The sequence below is a fragment of the Streptomyces sp. NPDC002018 genome, from assembly GCF_042890865.1.
Taxonomy (GTDB): domain Bacteria; phylum Actinomycetota; class Actinomycetes; order Streptomycetales; family Streptomycetaceae; genus Streptomyces.
This window is the reverse complement of the sequence record NZ_JBIASO010000020.1, coordinates 19066-34948: the sequence shown is the minus strand read 5'-3', so window position 1 is coordinate 34948 and position 15883 is coordinate 19066. Positions and strand designations below refer to the sequence as shown.

At 70.9% G+C, this 15883-nt stretch carries 13 protein-coding genes and 3 pseudogenes; 10 read left to right on the top strand and 6 right to left on the bottom strand.

Translation table 11 applies throughout. The features are described from left to right. The first annotated feature begins 157 nt into the window (after positions 1-157). The 5 genes from ACFYYH_RS27425 to ACFYYH_RS27405 all read left to right on the top strand — a co-directional run bounded on the left by ACFYYH_RS27425 (position 158) and on the right by ACFYYH_RS27405 (position 5919). Positions 158-3028: an ADP-ribosyltransferase gene (locus ACFYYH_RS27425; RefSeq protein WP_388556250.1), complete on the top strand. Its 2871-nt coding sequence runs from the start codon at positions 158-160 to the stop codon at positions 3026-3028. Positions 3029-3235: 207 nt separating this feature from the next. Further along, on the top strand, positions 3236-3400 hold the full coding sequence (locus ACFYYH_RS27420) for a hypothetical protein (RefSeq protein ID WP_363081596.1): 165 nt from the start codon (positions 3236-3238) through the stop codon (positions 3398-3400). Positions 3401-3520: 120 nt separating this feature from the next. After that, positions 3521-3814 (top strand): Dabb family protein, encoded by a 294-nt coding sequence (locus ACFYYH_RS27415; RefSeq protein WP_388556247.1) that lies wholly within the window; start codon positions 3521-3523, stop codon positions 3812-3814. A 174-nt stretch (positions 3815-3988) separates the two neighbouring features. After that, positions 3989-4819, top strand: coding sequence for an RNA polymerase sigma factor SigF (locus ACFYYH_RS27410; RefSeq protein WP_388556244.1), 831 nt, complete (start codon positions 3989-3991; stop codon positions 4817-4819). A 233-nt stretch (positions 4820-5052) separates the two neighbouring features. Beyond that, the gene (locus tag ACFYYH_RS27405) at positions 5053-5919 is read left to right on the top strand and encodes an RNA polymerase sigma factor SigF (protein ID WP_388556242.1); all 867 of its coding nucleotides are present in this window, start codon (positions 5053-5055) and stop codon (positions 5917-5919) included. A 147-nt stretch (positions 5920-6066) separates the two neighbouring features. Here the strand turns inward: ACFYYH_RS27405 and ACFYYH_RS27400 are convergent, their stop codons facing one another. After that, positions 6067-6276, bottom strand: coding sequence for a hypothetical protein (locus ACFYYH_RS27400; protein ID WP_388556239.1), 210 nt, complete (start codon positions 6274-6276; stop codon positions 6067-6069). A 325-nt stretch (positions 6277-6601) separates the two neighbouring features. Here ACFYYH_RS27400 and ACFYYH_RS27395 point away from each other — a divergent pair, with 325 nt between their 5' ends. The 4 genes from ACFYYH_RS27395 (at position 6602) to ACFYYH_RS27380 (ending at position 11443) form a co-directional block, all read left to right on the top strand. Further along, positions 6602-7117, top strand: a complete 516-nt coding sequence (locus ACFYYH_RS27395) for a MarR family winged helix-turn-helix transcriptional regulator (protein WP_388556236.1) — start codon at positions 6602-6604, stop codon at positions 7115-7117. A gap of 8 nt (positions 7118-7125) precedes the next feature. Continuing rightward, complete coding sequence (locus ACFYYH_RS27390; RefSeq protein ID WP_388556233.1) at positions 7126-9693, top strand: MFS transporter; 2568 nt, start codon at positions 7126-7128, stop codon at positions 9691-9693. A gap of 272 nt (positions 9694-9965) precedes the next feature. Continuing rightward, positions 9966-10823 (top strand): YceI family protein, encoded by an 858-nt coding sequence (locus tag ACFYYH_RS27385; RefSeq protein ID WP_388556230.1) that lies wholly within the window; start codon positions 9966-9968, stop codon positions 10821-10823. Between the two features lie 149 nt (positions 10824-10972). Next, positions 10973-11443 carry a PPOX class F420-dependent oxidoreductase gene (locus ACFYYH_RS27380; protein WP_388556227.1) on the top strand — a complete coding sequence of 157 codons (471 nt, stop codon included), beginning with the start codon at positions 10973-10975 and terminating at the stop codon, positions 11441-11443. Between the two features lie 37 nt (positions 11444-11480). On the opposite strand, the gene ACFYYH_RS27375 is transcribed toward ACFYYH_RS27380, so the two are convergent. Then, complete coding sequence (locus tag ACFYYH_RS27375; RefSeq protein WP_388556224.1) at positions 11481-12386, bottom strand: TetR/AcrR family transcriptional regulator C-terminal domain-containing protein; 906 nt, start codon at positions 12384-12386, stop codon at positions 11481-11483. A gap of 168 nt (positions 12387-12554) precedes the next feature. Continuing rightward, positions 12555-13127, bottom strand: a pseudogene (locus ACFYYH_RS27370) (MFS transporter); the annotation flags it as partial. Between the two features lie 2 nt (positions 13128-13129). Between ACFYYH_RS27370 and ACFYYH_RS27365 the strand changes: the two are divergent. Beyond that, positions 13130-13387 (top strand): annotated as a pseudogene (locus ACFYYH_RS27365) (MFS transporter); the annotation flags it as partial. Here the strand turns inward: ACFYYH_RS27365 and ACFYYH_RS27360 are convergent. The 3 genes and pseudogenes from ACFYYH_RS27360 to ACFYYH_RS27350 form a co-directional block, all read right to left on the bottom strand. After that, a pseudogene (locus ACFYYH_RS27360) lies at positions 13387-13782 on the bottom strand (MFS transporter); the annotation flags it as partial. The pseudogenes ACFYYH_RS27365 and ACFYYH_RS27360 overlap by 1 nt on opposite strands. 248 nt (positions 13783-14030) lie before the next feature. After that, positions 14031-14783 carry a response regulator transcription factor gene (locus tag ACFYYH_RS27355; RefSeq protein WP_388556221.1) on the bottom strand — a complete coding sequence of 251 codons (753 nt, stop codon included), beginning with the start codon at positions 14781-14783 and terminating at the stop codon, positions 14031-14033. A 147-nt stretch (positions 14784-14930) separates the two neighbouring features. Then, a complete protein-coding gene (locus ACFYYH_RS27350) occupies positions 14931-15872 on the bottom strand; it encodes an amidohydrolase family protein (RefSeq protein ID WP_388556218.1) in 942 nt (313 codons plus the stop codon). Positions 15873-15883 lie beyond the last annotated feature (11 nt).

Here is a 15883-nt window from a genome sequence, read left to right as displayed (position 1 = left end):
GGGCGTGGCCGAGACGCGGCGGGGGCCCGGCGTGGGCCCACGGTGGGTCTGTGGGCCCTTCGGAATGGGTCTTGCGCGTCTGTACCGTGCCGACATACGCGCCACGGCTGAACGCCTGGGCCGGACATCTCAAGCAGTTTGGTGGAAGGGTTTCCCCGTGTCGGACGCACAGGGCCTGGCACTCCAGGCCGGCATACCCACACACCGCTGGGAGTTGCCGAGATCACTCGCCGCGACCCGGGTTCTGCTCCATCTGATGTTCGCTCTCACGCTGCTGGGCGGCGTCGGCGTGCTGAACTCGCTGCTGGAACTGGGCAGCCGTGTCACCCCGACGCTCACCCTGCTGGCGCTGTACGCGGTCGTGCCGGGGATCGCGGCCGTGATCCTGGCACGGCGGTTGTGGACCGGTGGAAAAGCCGTCTGGTTCTCATTGATCGCTCTCCAGGCGTGGCTGCTGATCGGCAGCGTCGTCAATCTGTACGGGGGTTCGCAGCGCGGGCTCAGCCAACTGCTGCTGCCGGGTGCTCTGCTGGCGCTGATCAGTGCGGGTGCCAGCCGGACCTGGTTCGAACTGCCCGCGGAACAGCGGGCGGTGAGGCCGCGCTGGACGCGCGAGCGGTTGCGCCGGGATGCGATCCCGTCGATTCCGCACCTGATCGGGTGGCGCCGGAACCGCGGTCAGACGACGGTCGAGTACGTGGGCATGGTCGGTCTGGTCGCTCTGATCATCGGCACGCTTCTTCTCAGTGGCGTGGGAACCCAGCTCGCAAGCGGTCTCCAGACCGCGGTCTGCAACATCCTCGGCGGCTCCTGCGAAAGCGACACGGTCGCCGGGGGCGGGGGAGAGTCGGGCGGCGGCGACAACGGCGGCGGTGACTCGGGTGGCGGCTCGGACGGAGGTGGCTCCGACGGGGGCGGGTCCGACGGCGGTGGGTCCGACGGCGGTGGGTCCGACGGCGGGGGCTCAGACGGTGGGTCGGACGGCGGCGGGTCGGACGGCGGCGGGTCGGACGGCGGCGGGTCGGACGGCGGCTCGGACGGCGGCGGGTCCGATGGGGGCGGCTCGGACGGTGGGTCGGACGGCGGCGGGTCCGACGGCGGGTCCGACGGTGGCGGGTCCGACGGCGGGTCCGACGGAGGTGGGTCCGACGGCGGGTCGGACGGCGGCTCGGACGGGGGGTCGAGTGGCGGCACCGTCTGCAACCCCGTCATGGCCCCCTGGGGCATCATGCAGAGCTGCACCGAAACAAACACCGGCGGCTCAGACGGCGGCGGCTCGGACGGCGGGGGTTCCGACGGCGGAGGGTCCGACGGGGGCGGGTCCGACGGGGGCGGCTCGGACGGCGGAGGCTCGGACGGCGGAGGCTCAGACGGGGGCGGCTCCGACGGGGGCGGCTCGGACGGCGGAGGCTCAGACGGGGGCGGCTCCGACGGGGGCGGCTCGGACGGCGGAGGCTCCAACGGAGGCGGGTCCGACGGCGGCGGCTCAGACGGGGGCGGGTCCGACGGCGGCGGCTCAGACGGGGGCGGGTCCGACGGCGGCGGCTCAGACGGGGGCGGCTCAGACGGCGGGTCCGACGGCGGCTCGGACGGCGGGTCGACTGGCGGCACCGTCTGCAACCCCGTCATGGCCCCCTGGGGCATCATGCAGAGCTGCACCGAAACGAACACCGGCGGGTCCGACGGCGGTGGGTCCGACGGCGGCGGCTCGGACGGGGGCGGCTCGGACGGTGGAGGGTCTGACGGTGGTGGGTCCGATGGGGGCGGCTCGGACGGTGGAGGGTCTGACGGTGGTGGGTCCGATGGGGGCGGCTCGGACGGCGGGTCCGACAATGGCGGCTCCGACGGCGGGTCCGACAATGGTGGGTCGAGTGGCGGCACCATCTGCAACCCCGTCATGGCCCCCTGGGGCATCATGCAGAGCTGCACCGAAACGAACACCGGCGGCTCCGACGGCGGCGGTACCAGTGGTGGCTCGGGCGAGAGCAGCGGCGGCAACGAAGACCACAAGGATGACGACGACAAGGACAAGGACGAGGACGACAAGGACGAGGACGACGAGGACAAGAAGAAGGACTGTCTGAACGGTTCCAAGGTCGCGTTCTCCGGCCCGGTGAGCACCGGCGCCGCCGGCGACGGGCGCTACACGCTTGCCTCGGCCGCGGTCCGTACCCGTGTGGGCGCCAGGAGTCTTGTCGGCAGCGGTGTCGCGCTCGCCGCCGACCCCGGAAGCGCTTCCGCGATGGACGTGTTGCAGTCGCTGTCCGGATCCTCCCTCGCTGGTGTCGATACGTATCTGGAAGCGGAGGACAGGCTCAGCAACGCCCTTGGACTCACTGATGAGCCGAGGCCGGAGCCCGAGCCCGACCCGGAACCCGAGCCGGAGCCGGACGGCGGAAGCTGCTCCGAGCGCACGAACCCGATGACCGTGCTGGACGGCATCCCGGAGTTCCGCCCCGCCGACAAGAAGGAGTGGGCGAAGGAGGTCGAGGAGATCGCCGCCCAGAACCCGCTGACGAAGGACTTCACCGCCGAGGACGCGCTGATCATCGCCGACTACACCGGCTCGTGGGCGCTGGACGCGAACAAGTACCTGCGCGGCGACCCGATCCCCGGCGCCCGTGGGAAATCGGTCCCGAAGTTCATCGAGCGCATGGACCGTGCTCTGGAGCACCTGCCGCCGGTCGAGGGGACGTTCTACCGGGGCACGTTCATGCCGGAGGACCTGATGGAGAGGTTCGCCAACGGCGAGCAGGTCGAGATGCCCGAGTACCTCAGTACGTCCAGTGACCCGGCAAAGGCCGACCGCGCCACCCAGAACGCGAAGAGCAACGGTCGGAAGGGCGAGAACGTGCTGCTCGAAATCTCCACGGACAACGGCCGCAACATCGATCCCCTGTCCCGCTACCGGGGCAAGGAGTCGGAGGTCCTCATCCCGCGCGGCGGCAAGTTCGAGAAGGTGGGCGAGAAGACGAAAATCATCGGTGGCAAGGAGTACAAGGTCATCGAGTTGAAACAGGTGGGCTGAGCCGGGCATACGGCCCTGGCCCGGTGTGGTGACCGGCCGGTCACCACACCGGGCGGGCGTCATTCCGGCCACCGCTGGGGGAAGGGCCCCGGCGCACCGCGTCGGGGCCCTTTCGGCAGGGGGACGGGTACGGCCTCCGAGCATGGGCGTTCATAGGGTTAGACTCTCGCGCGATCGCACTGGGGACGGCAGGGGAGGAAGCGACCCATGGGGCAAGTGAGAAAGATCGTGCTCTACGCGCTCGCCGTGTTCGTGCTGTACACGATCATCACGTCCCCGGCTCGGGCCGCCGATCTCGTCCAGGTAGGGTTCGAGGGCATTTCGAGCGCCGCCCAGGGCGTCGGCGAATTCATGTCCGAACTCATCAAGTAGCCGGAGAACGGCCGGAGGACGGCCGGAGGAGAGAGGCACGCCCCCGCGGCCGCGCCGGAAGCATCCAGCGGCCGTACGGAAGCACCCTGCGGCCAGGACCCGTCCCCCAAGGAGTGCCCCTTGATCCGCCACCTGGTCCTCTTCAAGCTCAACGAGGGCGTCTCGCGCGACGAGCCCCGGGTGACCGCCGGCGCGCGGGCGTTCGAGCAGCTCGGCGGGCAGATCCCCGAGCTGGAGTTCTGGGAGTGCGCCTGGAACATCAGCGAGCGGCCGATCGCCTATGACTTCGCCATCAACTCGGCGGTCGCCGACCGGGATGCGCTCCAGCGCTATCTGGACCACCCGGCCCATCAGGCGGGCGTCGGCCAGTGGCGGGAATTCGCCACCTGGGTGATCGCCGACTACGAGTTCTGAGCCTTCCGCCCCTCCGCCCCACACTCTGCCAGTGTGGGGCTTTGGCCTTTTCGACCCAACTTACCGTCAACACGGTTTTATCAGGTGCTTGCACACAGTGGACATGTCTTGTGATGCTATGACCGCTTTTGACGGATGAGTTGACCTAGTCGACCACAAAGGGGTGGCGTGACCGTGCCGGCCAGTACTGCGCCTCAAGTGCCCCCCCAGATCGAGACCGAGCCACGCCCCGCGAGCCAGAGCAGGGGCGCGGACACCAGAGCGCTCACGCAGGTGCTGTTCGCCCAGCTCAAGGACCTCGAACCGGGCAGTGAGGAACACACCCGGGTGCGGGGGGCGCTCATCGAGGCCAATCTGCCGCTGGTCCGCTACGCCGCCGCCCGGTTCCGCAGCCGTAACGAGCCCATGGAGGACGTCGTCCAGGTCGGCACGATCGGGCTGATCAACGCGATCGACCGGTTCGACCCGGACCGCGGCGTGCAGTTCCCCACCTTCGCGATGCCGACGGTCGTCGGGGAGATCAAACGGTACTTCCGCGACAACGTACGGACCGTGCACGTGCCGCGCCGGCTCCATGAGCTGTGGGTCCAGGTCACCGGCGCCACGGAGGACCTGACGACCGCCCACGGACGCTCCCCCACGACCGCCGAGATCGCCGAGCGGCTGAAGATCTCCGAGGAGGAGGTACTGGCCTGCATCGAGGCGGGGCGCTCGTACCACGCGACCTCACTGGAGGCCGCCCAGGAGGGCGACGGCCTCCCCGGCCTGCTGGACCGGCTGGGATACGAGGACCCTGCGCTCGCCGGTGTCGAGCACCGTGATCTGGTCCGCCATCTGCTCGTACAACTGCCCGAGCGGGAGCAGCGGATCCTGATGCTCCGTTACTACAACAATCTGACACAGTCGCAGATCAGCCAGGAACTGGGCGTCTCCCAGATGCATGTGTCAAGGCTCCTGGCCCGCAGTTTCGCCCGTCTCAGATCCGCAAACCGGATCGAAGCGTAGCTCTGACGGGTAGAACCACTCACCATCACCCCCTCGCGCCAAAAGCCCCACAAGACCCTTTTACCGGACACATCCAGCCCCCACTTGTCGACATGTCACTACAGCGTGTTGCCGACATGTGACATTCTGCTGGAACCGCGTTTGCCGCGGTCCCGCCTCCGGTATTCAGGTGGAGGCTGCGTTCCACCGACGGGAGCGGCCGACGCGACCGTCCGCGACCTCAAGGGGGTGGCATGTCCGTAGAACAGGGCAGCTCGAAGGTGCTCACGCTCACGAAGAGCGCTCCCGCGCCCGAGGCTCTCGACCATGTGGCGCAGCCGCGTGTGTCCCAGCCGGAAGCCATCGACACCCGCACTCTGTCCCGCTCCCTGTTCCTGCGGCTCGCCGTGCTCGACCAGGACAGCCCGGAGCGCACCTATGTACGTGACACCCTCATCGAGCTGAATCTGCCGCTGGTGCGGTACGCGGCGGCGCGGTTCCGCAGTCGCAACGAGCCGATGGAGGACATCGTCCAGGTCGGCACGATCGGGCTGATCAAGGCGATCGACCGGTTCGACTGCGAACGGGGCGTGGAATTCCCGACGTTCGCGATGCCGACGGTCGTCGGCGAGATCAAGCGCTTCTTCCGGGACACCTCGTGGTCGGTGCGGGTGCCGCGCCGGCTCCAGGAGCTTCGGCTCGCGCTGACCAAGGCCAGCGACGAGCTGGCGCAGAAGCTCGACCGCTCCCCGACCGTCCCCGAACTCGCCGCCGTACTGGGCGTGTCGGAGGAGGACGTGGTCGACGGCCTCGCCGTCGGCAACGCGTACACGGCGTCCTCGCTGGACTCGCCCTCGCCCGAGGACGACGGCGGGGAGGGCTCGCTCGCGGACCGGCTCGGATACGAGGACATGGCGCTGGAAGGCGTCGAGTACCGCGAGTCGCTCAAGCCGCTGCTCGCCAAACTCCCGCCCCGCGAGCGGCAGATCATCATGCTCCGCTTCTTCGCGAACATGACGCAGTCGCAGATCGGTGAAGAGGTCGGCATCTCGCAGATGCATGTGTCGCGCCTGCTGACGCGCACGCTCGCGCAGTTGCGCGAAGGGCTCATCTCGGACTGAGGCCCGGGGACCCCGCCCTTCGTCCGGCGAGCCGGACGAAGCTCCGGAGAGACTCCGGACAACGCTCCGGGCGGGGTTCCGAATCGGCGGTCCGTACGGCGGACCGCCCGGTGGACCGTCGTACGACGCGCGACCGGCCCCGGCGGATCAGCCGAGGGCCAGCCAGCCCACGACGGCCAGGACCACGACCACCGCGACGACACCGAGGATCAGTCCGACCTTCGGCCCGCCCTGCTGCTGAGGCGGCTGCCTGCGCTGCGGCTCGCCGTCGTCGACGAACGCACGGAACATCTGGGTGCTGCCCGCGGGGTCCGGAGTGCCCTCGGGGCCCTGTGGGGCATGGGGGTTGTGTGCCATACGGCAGGACCCTAGCGAACGCGGGGATCCCGCCCAACCCCGGGCCCGCCACCGGCCGCCCTCTTTTCGGCGCCGGACGCACCGTCCGGGGATCGCACGCCCGTTAAGTCCTCGAACGCCCGTTCCCGGGCTCCGCAGCGCCCCCCTCGCACTCCCGGACGGCTCTTTTCCCAGGTCGGGAGCTGCCGCGCCGGGTATTGACCCGCGCCATGCGAAGCCTTTTGGGTTCCTTTACTCCGCTCGCCCCGATTTCATTTGCCTGTAGCAACCAATGGCTTCTATGGTTCCATGGTTGCCCCAAGCAACAAGATGTCGGGAGGGTCCCATGGCCGCACAGAGTCAGTACGCCGAACTGGCTCGGCAGCTCAGCGCTGTCGGCGCCGTCAAGCGGAGTCTGGCGCGCATCCTGCCCGCCGAGTGCCCGGGTGGCTCCGCCGCCGTACTGACCCTCCTGGAACAGCACGGCGAGATGCGGATGAGCCGCCTCTCGGAGCTGCTCGCCGTCGACACCTCGGTGACCAGCCGGCATGTCGCCCACGCCGCGGAGCGCGGCTGGATCGAACGGACCCAGGACCCCGGCGACCGACGCTCGCGCATCCTGCGGCTGACCCCCGCGGGACGCGATCTGCTGGACGAGCTGGCCCGGCGGACGACCGAGATCTTCGCGCGCACGCTCGACGACTGGACCGACGACGAGGTGGGGCAGCTCAACGCACTGCTGGACCGGCTGCGCGGCAGCTTCGGCGACGGCCGGGACCGGCGCCACGACGTTCCGTACACCCGGACACCCATGCGGCGGGACACGCCCGTGCGGCACCAGACGTACACGACGCAGGACTAAGGAATTCAATGGCTACGACCACACCAGCGGGTGTGCGGGGCGGCCACGCCAAGCATGGAGGCGCCCCCGCCGTCACGCCCGGTACCCCGATGACGCACCGCCAGATCATGGAGGCCCTCTCCGGGCTGCTCCTGGGCATGTTCGTCGCGATCCTCTCGTCGACGATCGTCTCCAACGCCCTGCCCGAGATCATCTCCGACCTCGGCGGCGGGCAGAGCGCCTACACCTGGGTGGTGACCGCGTCGCTGCTGGCGATGACGGCGACCACCCCCCTGTGGGGCAAGCTCTCCGACCTCTTCAGCAAGAAGCTCCTGGTCCAGATAGCCCTGGTCATCTATGTCACGGGATCGGTCGTGGCCGGTCTCTCGCACAACACCGAGATGCTGATCGCCTGCCGGGTGGTCCAGGGCATCGGGGTCGGCGGTCTCTCCGCCCTCGCCCAGATCGTGATGGCCGCGATGATCGCGCCGCGCGAGCGGGGCCGCTACAGCGGCTACCTCGGCGCGACCTTCGCCGTCGCCACCGTCGGCGGCCCGCTGCTCGGCGGTGTCATCACCGACACCTCGTGGCTGGGCTGGCGCTGGTGCTTCTACGTCGGCGTACCGTTCGCCGTGATCGCGCTGATCGTGCTCCAGAAGACGCTGAAGCTCCCGGTCGTCAAGCGCCAGGTCAAGGTCGACTGGTCCGGTGCGTTCCTGATCAGCGCGGCCGTCTCGCTGCTGCTGGTCTGGGTCACCTTCGCGGGCAACAAGTACGACTGGATCTCCTGGCAGACCTACGCCATGGTCGGCGGCTCGGTCGCGCTCGGCGCGCTCTTCGTCCTCGTCGAGTCGAAGGCCCGCGAGCCGATCATCCCGCTGCGTCTCTTCCGCAACCGCACGATCACCCTGGCGTCGCTGGCCTCGCTCTTCGTCGGTATCGCGATGTTCGCCGGCACGGTCTTCTTCAGCCAGTACTTCCAGCTCGCGCGCGACAAGTCGCCGACGATGTCCGGGGTGATGACCATCCCGATGATCGGTGGTCTGTTCCTCTCGTCCACCGTCTCCGGCATGGTCATCACCAAGACGGGCCGCTGGAAGGTCTGGCTCGTCAGCGGCGGTGTGCTGGTGACGGCGGGCCTCGGGCTGCTCGGCACGCTCCGCGTCGACACCCCGTACTGGCACATGGCCGTCTATATGGCGCTGCTGGGCCTCGGCGTCGGCATGATGATGCAGAACCTGGTCCTCTGCACCCAGAACCAGGTCTCTCCGCAGGACCTCGGCTCCGCCAGCTCCACCGTCACCTTCTTCCGCTCCCTGGGCGGTGCGATCGGTGTCTCGGCGCTGGGCGCGGTGCTCGGCAACCGGGTCACCCACTACGTCAAGGACGGTCTGGCCGACCTCGGTCCGCAGGGCGCGGCGCTGGGCCACGGCGGCACGGGCGGCGGCGCCATCCCCGATCTGGACACGCTGCCCGCCCCGCTGCGCACCGTGATGGAGGCGGCGTACGGCCACGGCGTCGGCGATGTCTTCCTCTACTCGGCCCCGGCGGCCCTGGTCGCCCTGCTGCTGACCCTCTTCATCAAGGAGGTCGCGCTGAAGACGCGGTCCGGCGGTGAGGCGTCGGAGGCCGGTGCCACGGCTCCGGGAGCGGCGGCCGGCACCGCCGTCGAGGCGCCCGCGACCGCCGAGGCGCCCGTCGCCGTCGGTGCTCCCGCGGCCGTCGCGGCTCCCCCGGCCACCGGTGCCGGTACCGCCGCGGCTCCCGCCGCCCTCGCCGGGATACCGGCCCAGAGCGCCGCGCCCGCCGCGGCCATGACCGCTCCGCTGTACGGCACGGCCGTACGCGGCGTGGTGCGCGGCACCGAGAACGCGGCGGTGCCCGGAGCGGCCGTCACCCTGATCTCCCTGGCCGGACGCCAGCTCGCCCGCTCGGTCTCCCAGCCCGACGGCGGCTATGTCCTGGACGCGCCGGGCTCCGGTTCGTACGTCCTGATCGCCTCCGCCGACGGCTTCCAGCCGCAGGCGTCCACGGTGGTCGTCGGAGACGAGCCGGTGGTGTACGACATCCTGCTCTCCGGGACCAGCGGACTGGCCGGGACCGTGCGCGCCGCGGACGGCGGGCTGCCGGTCGAGGGCGCGATGGTGATCGTGACCGATGTGCGCGGCGATGTCCTGGCCACCGGGAAGTCCGTCGAACAGGGGGAGTTCTCCTTCGCGGAGCTGGTCCCCGGCTCGGTGACCGTCGCGGTGAACGCGACCGGCTTCCGGCCGCTGGCCCTGCCGGTGGAGATCGGCGGCCAGGGGGTGACCCGGATCGAGGCACTCCTCCAGTCCGGCGCCACGGTCCAGGGCACGGTCAGGGCGGGCGCCGACCGGCGGCCCGCGCCCGACGCCCGCGTGACCCTGGTCGACGCGGCCGGGAACGTGGTCGCCACCGCGACGACCGGGGACGACGGGGCGTACGGCTTCGCCGATCTGAACGCGGGCGAGTACACGGTCATCGCGACCGGATACCCGCCGGTGGCCGGCGCGCTGACGGTGACCGGCCGCGGTGTCGACGGGTACGACATCGAACTCGCCCACCCCGGCGAGTAGTCCGCCGGTCCGCGCGGATCCGGACCCCCGGGCGAGGTGGCGCTCCGTAGCGGAGGCGGCGCGTCGCCCGGTGCGGGACGGGCCCCGGGGGCGCGGGCGGCGAGCAGGGGACGGCCTGCCGCCCGCGCCCACCGGGGCCCGGTGCTCGTTGAGGTGAACACCGATGGATACCGATGGATACCGATGGAAACGCCGGAAACGACGCCAACCGCGGTAACGGACCAGGAGCGCCGGGACCGGTGCCGAGGAGAGAGAGCAGGGAGGGAAGCGGGATGGGGCTTCGCGGACAGGTACGGACACGGGACGGCTGGGCCGTCCGGCACGCGGTCGTGACCATGACCGACATGACCGGCGCGCAGGTGCTGCGGACGGGGGCCGGGGAGGACGGCTCCGTACGGGCCGAGGTGCCGCTGGCGCCGGGCCCGTACACCGTCGTCGTGACGGCCGTCGGATATACGCCGGTCGCCTCCACCGCGCTGGTGACGGCGAGCGGACGGGCCGAGGTCGGCACGGTGGTGCTGGCCCGGCAGGGCGGGGTCGAGCTGCCGCCGCCGGGCGTCTGGAGCGTGGACCCGGCGCACTCGTCGGTGAGCGCGGTGGCGCAGCATCTCGGGATCTCCAGCGTGCACGGGCGGTTCAAGGAGTTCGGGGCGCGGATCGAGATCGCCGGCGCGGCCACCGGGGCCGAAGGGGGCGAAGGGGCCCACGGCGGGCACGACCAGGCGCGTGTCGACGCGGTCATCGCCGCGGCGAGCATCGACACCGGCAACGCGCTGCGCGACAAGCACCTCAGGTCGCCCGACTTCCTCGACGTGGAGCGCTTCCCCGAGATCACGTATGCCAGTACGGGACTGACCCCGGCGGGCCCCGACCGCTGGACGGTGCACGGGCGGCTGTCGCTGCACGGTGTCGTCCGCGAGGTGGACCTGGATCTGAGCTATCTGGGCACCGGTCCCGACCCGTGGGGCGGTGTACGGGCGGCCTTCCGCGCGACCACCGAACTGAGCCGCGAGGACTTCGCCATGAACTACAACCAGGTCGTCCAGGCGGGTATCTCGGCGATCGGGACGACGCTGCGGGTGGAGCTGGACATCCAGGCGGTGCAGGGCGAGAGCGTGCCGACGGCGTAGGCACCCGAGGGACGGAGGGCGCGGAGGGCGCGGCCGGGGGGTACGGGCCCGGGTGGCGGCCGGGGGGGTACGGGCGCGGGGGGCGGGTGCCGGGCGGCGCGGGTGGCGGGTGCCCGGTCGGGCCGGACGGACGTCGTAGGCTGCCGACCATGGCACCCAACATCGCAACGAACACCGCCGTGGACCGCGCCGAGCTGCTGGAATTCGTCCGCCCCCGGCACCGGGCGATCCTGCTGACCACCCGTTCCGACGGCCGCCCCCAGGGCTCCCCGCTGACCTGTGGCGTCGACGACTCGGGCCGTATCGTCGTCTCCACGTACCCCGAGCGCGCCAAGACGCGCAACGCCAAGCGGGACGACCGGGTGAGCCTGATCGTCCTGTCGGACGAGTGGGACGGTCCGTGGGTCCAGATCGACGGCACCGCCGAGGTGATCGATTCACCCGAGTCGGTCGAACCGCTGGTCGAGTACTACCGGAACATCGCGGGCGAGCACCCCGACTGGGACGAGTACCGCGAGGCGATGGTGAAGCAGGGGAAGTCCATCATCCGCGTCACCCCCGAGCGCTGGGGCCCGCTCGCCACCGGCGGCTTCCCGGCCAGGCTGGCCCCGCAGCAGTAGCGGCCCACCCGGTGGAGGGGCCCTTCCGACGGGCCCCTCAGCCGCGGTCGCGCATCGCCTCGATGCCCGCGACGAGGAGTTCGAGCGCGAACGCGAAGTCCCGGTCACGCATCTGCGCCACCGTGTCGCCGTCCCGCGACGCCATCAACGCGTCCGCCCCCTCGAACGACGCCCTGAACCGCGGCTGTTCGCCGATGGCCCCCATCGCCTGCCGGTAGTACTCGTCCTGGCTCACGCCCGCCTCGGCGGAACGCTGGACGAAGTGGCCCTCGATCGTGCCGAATCCGTACACGAACTGGAAGACCGCCGCGAGGGCGCCCGTCTGGCCGTGCGGCCCCAGACCCGTGCGGCCCATGACCGTCTGGACAGCGGCGGAGAAGACCATCGAGTGCGGGCCGATGTTGAGATACCTGCCGACGAGCGGGGAGACCCAGGCGTGACGGACCAGCACCGCGCGGTAGGTGACGGCCAGTTCGCGCAACTGGTCGCGCCAGTCGGCGCTCTCGTCCGTCAGATCCGGGACCCGGACCTCGCCGAAGACGGCGTCCAGGGCGAGTTCGAGCAGATCGTCCTTGGTGTCCACGTACCAGTAGAGGGACATGGCGGTGACACCCAGCTCCGCGGCCAGCCGCCGCATGGAGAACTTGGCCAGGCCCTCCGCGTCGAGCAGCCGTACCGAGACGGCGGTGATGCGGTCGCGGTCGAGCCCGGCGGGCTGCCCCGACTGGCCGGCGGACTGACCGGTCGAAGAGCCGGCTGACTGACCAGTGGCGGAGCCGGGGGACCGACCCGTGGCAGAGCCGGGGGGCTGCCCCGTGGCGGAGCTGGGGGACTGGCCCGGCCGGTCCGGGCGCTCGCTCCTGCGGCCCCGGCCCGCCGGCTTCCCCTCCAGCCACACGCTGGTACGGGTCGGCCGCTTGGTCCGGTCGGCTTCCGGCGCCATGGGTGAGCCTCCTCGGTTCCCTCCGGCCGGACATGACCGGACTCCTGTTACCTGCCCGGCTCCGGCCGTGACCGGCCCCGGCGGCCGGGGGACGGGGGCCCGCCACCGGGAACCGGAAGCCGGAGTCCGGAAGTCCGGCCGGAGTCGATGCTATGCCGCCCCTGGAGGAGAGTCTGCCCGCTCGGCCCTGCGCAGCAGCAGTGCGGCCAGCAGTCCGCCCGCCAGTACGGCCACCGCGCCGGCCAACTGGCTTGTCTCCAGACCGGAGGCGAACGCGTCCGAGATCCGCAGCCGTTCTTTCTCCCCCTCCGCCGCCGCGAGCGCGGCCGGGAGCGACGCCGCACCGACGGCGGCCGGAACGAGCGCGGCGAAACGGGAGTTGAGGACCGCGCCCAGGACGGCGACACCGAGTCCGTTCCCGAACTCGGCGAGCGTGCCGTTGACACCCGCGCCCACGCCCGCCTTCTCCCGGGGAATCGCGCTCATGACGGCGTTGGCCATGGCCGGACCGGAGAGCGCGACGCCCGCCCCCATCACGATCAGCCCCAGCAGCATCCCGTCGTAACCGTCCGCGCCGAGGACCGCGATCGCGGCGAGTCCCGCCGCCACCAGGGCCATTCCGGCGGCGATGGTGCCCGGGGTGCCCAGCCTCGGCAGCAGCCGCGCCCCGGCGCCGGCGAGATTGAGGACGACGACGGTGGCCGCGAACGGAGCCGTACGCAGCCCCGCGTCCAACGGGCCCCGCGGTCGTCTTCGCGATCATCTCCGGCCCCGAGCACGGCTGGACCTCGGCACGGACGCTGCTCCCCGCCGCCGCGGGCATGGCCGTCCTGGGCGCCTTCGTCCGCTGGGAGCTGCGATGCCCGTATCCGATGCTGGACATGCGCTTCTTCCGCGACCGGCGGTTCACCGGGGCGGTGACGGGCGCCGTCCTGGTCGCTTTCGGCATGAGCGGCTCACTCTTCCTGCTGACACAGCATCTTCAGTTCGTCCTCGGGTACGTCATACCGAGCGTGGAGAGCAGCGCGCCGAGCAGATCGGGACGGTCGCCCTCCTTGGTCCTCGACTCGGGTACGAGCGCGGCGACCGCGAGCAGCCCGACCGCCGCGACCGGGATGTTGATCAGGAAGATCGCGCCCCACCAGAAGTGGTCCAGCATGACTCCGCCGATCAGCGGACCGACCGCGAACCCGAGGGAGTTGACGGTCGCCCAGAGGCCGATCGCCTTGACCCGCTCGGTGTCGTCGAAGATCTGGACGACCACGGCGAGGGTGGTGGTGATCAGCAGCGCGCCGCCGACGCCCATTCCGGCGCGGGCGGCGATCAACTGCCCGCTGGACTGGGCGAGTCCGGCGGCCAGTGAGCCGAGGCCGAACAGGGCGAGGCCCGCGATCAGCCTTGTACGGTGTACGGGAATCATCGCCGTACACCGTACAAGGGATTGCCTTACGCCGTATAGCTGGCCGTGAGAGCTACCGCACCTCGCAGAGCAGAGCGCGCGGGCTCCTGCCGGGCTCCTGCGGGACACCGACCACGGCGGCGGTCGCGCTGAGCGGCTGTCCCCCGGGTGACGGACCGCCCGGTGCCGGGCAGCGGGCCGGCCCGGCGCACCGGCCGAGACACACCGGCCGGGAGGCCCTGGCCTCATGGTGCCTCGCCTGGCTCAGCGGCCTTGATCAGATATCCCGCGCCCCGCCGGGTGTGGATCATGGGCGGACGTCCGGCGTCGATCTTCCGGCGCAGATAGGAGATGTACAGCTCGACGATATTGGCCTGGCCTCCGAAGTCGTACGACCAGACCCGGTCGAGGATCTGCGCCTTGCTCAGCACCCGGCGCGGATTGCGCATCAGATAGCGCAGCAGCTCGAACTCGGTCGCCGTGAGATGGATCGACTGCCCGGCGCGGGTGACGTCATGGCTGTCCTCGTCCAGGGTCAGATCACCGACGACCAGCAGCGACTCACTGCGGACCGCCGTCGCGCCGGACCGCCGTATCAGTCCGCGCAGCCGGGCCACGACCTCCTCCACGCCGAAGGGCTTGGTGACATGGTCGTCGCCGCCCGCGGTCAGCCCCGCGATCCGGTCCTCCACGGCGTCCTTGGCGATGAGGAACAGCACGGGCACCTGGGGCAGTTCGCGCCGCAGCCGTGCCAGTACGGCCGGCCCGTCCATATCGGGCAGCGTCACATCCAGCACCACCGCGTCGGGCCCGAAGTCCCGTGCGGACCGCACCGCGCCCGCGCCGTCACCGGCGCTGCGCACCTCCCACCCCTCGTACCGCAGGGCCATGGAGAGCAGTTCGGTGAGCGACGTCTCGTCGTCGACGATCAGCACCCGGACGGGGCTCCCGTCCGGCCTGAGCATTTCGGTACGCCCGCGGGGCGAGGTCATGGTCATGCTGGTCAACCCTGAACAAGGCGCCTGAGAGCCCTCTTGCCGGATCCTGTGAATTCCCTGAGAAACCCGGCGCCGCGCCATGGGGCCCCGGTGTTGTGCCGTCGGGGCGCTCCAAACCCTCCCCGGGCGGCCTCCCCAGGCAGGCTCTCAGAGCGCTCCAGGGGCTCCTGGGACTCCGGGGGCTCCAGGGGCTCCAGGGGCTCCAGGGGTATCGAGCCCGAAGAGCCGGGCCCCGTTCCCGTAACAGACCGCGCGCAGCCAGTCGTCCCCCAACTCCAGCCGCTCCAGGGCCTCCAACTGGTGCAGATAGGGATAGGGGATGTTCGGGAAATCCGTCCCGAGCAGGATCCTGTCCCCCAGGTCCGCCAGCCGTCCTCTCGCCTCCCGGGGAAAGGGCGCGAACCGCTCGCTGAAGTCCGTGAACGCCATGGTCGTGTCGAGCCTGACCTCCCCGTACCGCTCGGCGAGACCCAGGAAGTCCGTGTACTCCGGCATCCCGAGATGCGCGACGATCAGCGACAGCCCGGGATGGCGTGCCAGCAGCCGGCCGACCGGTTCCGGCCCGGTGTGCCTGCCGGGCGCGGGCCCGGAGCCGCAGTGCATGACCACCGGGACCGCCGCCTCCGCGAGCAGTCCCCAGACCCGGTCGAGCCGCTCGTCGTTCGGGTCGTACGCGCCCACCTGGAGGTGCGCCTTGAAGACGCGGGCGCCGCCCACGACGGCCTCGCGCACATACGACTCGACGCCCTCCTCCGGGAAGAGCGTGGCCGTGCGCAGACAGTCGGGCGTACGAGCGGCGAACTCGGCGGCCCAGCCGTTCAGCCACCGCGCCATGCCCGGCTTGTGGGGGTAGAGCATCGAGGTGTACGCCCGCACGCCGAACGCGCGCAGCAGAGCGACCCGTTCGTCCTCCTCGTGCCGGTAGGTGATGGGCCACTCCATGCCGATGAGCGGCCCGGCGGAGTCGAAGTACGCCCACACCTTCTTGAGGACGCGTTCCGGCATGAAGTGCGTGTGGACGTCGACCAGCCCCGGCAGTCCGGCCCGTGCCAGAAACGCCCGCACGCCCGCGCTCTCCTGATCGCCCATACCGACAATCA

Bases quoted from the DNA above. Each gene is read 5' to 3' on its own strand.
- ACFYYH_RS27420 (WP_363081596.1), top strand. From the start codon at position 3,236: ATGGGGCAAGTGAGAAAGATCGTGCTCTACGCGCTCGCCGTGTTCGTG.
- ACFYYH_RS27405 (WP_388556242.1), top strand. From the start codon at position 5,053: ATGTCCGTAGAACAGGGCAGCTCGAAGGTGCTCACGCTCACGAAGAGC.
- ACFYYH_RS27400 (WP_388556239.1), bottom strand. From the start codon at position 6,276: ATGGCACACAACCCCCATGCCCCACAGGGCCCCGAGGGCACTCCGGAC.
- ACFYYH_RS27395 (WP_388556236.1), top strand. From the start codon at position 6,602: ATGGCCGCACAGAGTCAGTACGCCGAACTGGCTCGGCAGCTCAGCGCT.
- ACFYYH_RS27390 (WP_388556233.1), top strand. From the start codon at position 7,126: ATGGCTACGACCACACCAGCGGGTGTGCGGGGCGGCCACGCCAAGCAT.
- ACFYYH_RS27385 (WP_388556230.1), top strand. From the start codon at position 9,966: ATGGGGCTTCGCGGACAGGTACGGACACGGGACGGCTGGGCCGTCCGG.
- ACFYYH_RS27380 (WP_388556227.1), top strand. From the start codon at position 10,973: ATGGCACCCAACATCGCAACGAACACCGCCGTGGACCGCGCCGAGCTG.
- ACFYYH_RS27375 (WP_388556224.1), bottom strand. From the start codon at position 12,386: ATGGCGCCGGAAGCCGACCGGACCAAGCGGCCGACCCGTACCAGCGTG.
- ACFYYH_RS27355 (WP_388556221.1), bottom strand. From the start codon at position 14,783: ATGACCATGACCTCGCCCCGCGGGCGTACCGAAATGCTCAGGCCGGAC.
- ACFYYH_RS27350 (WP_388556218.1), bottom strand. From the start codon at position 15,872: ATGGGCGATCAGGAGAGCGCGGGCGTGCGGGCGTTTCTGGCACGGGCC.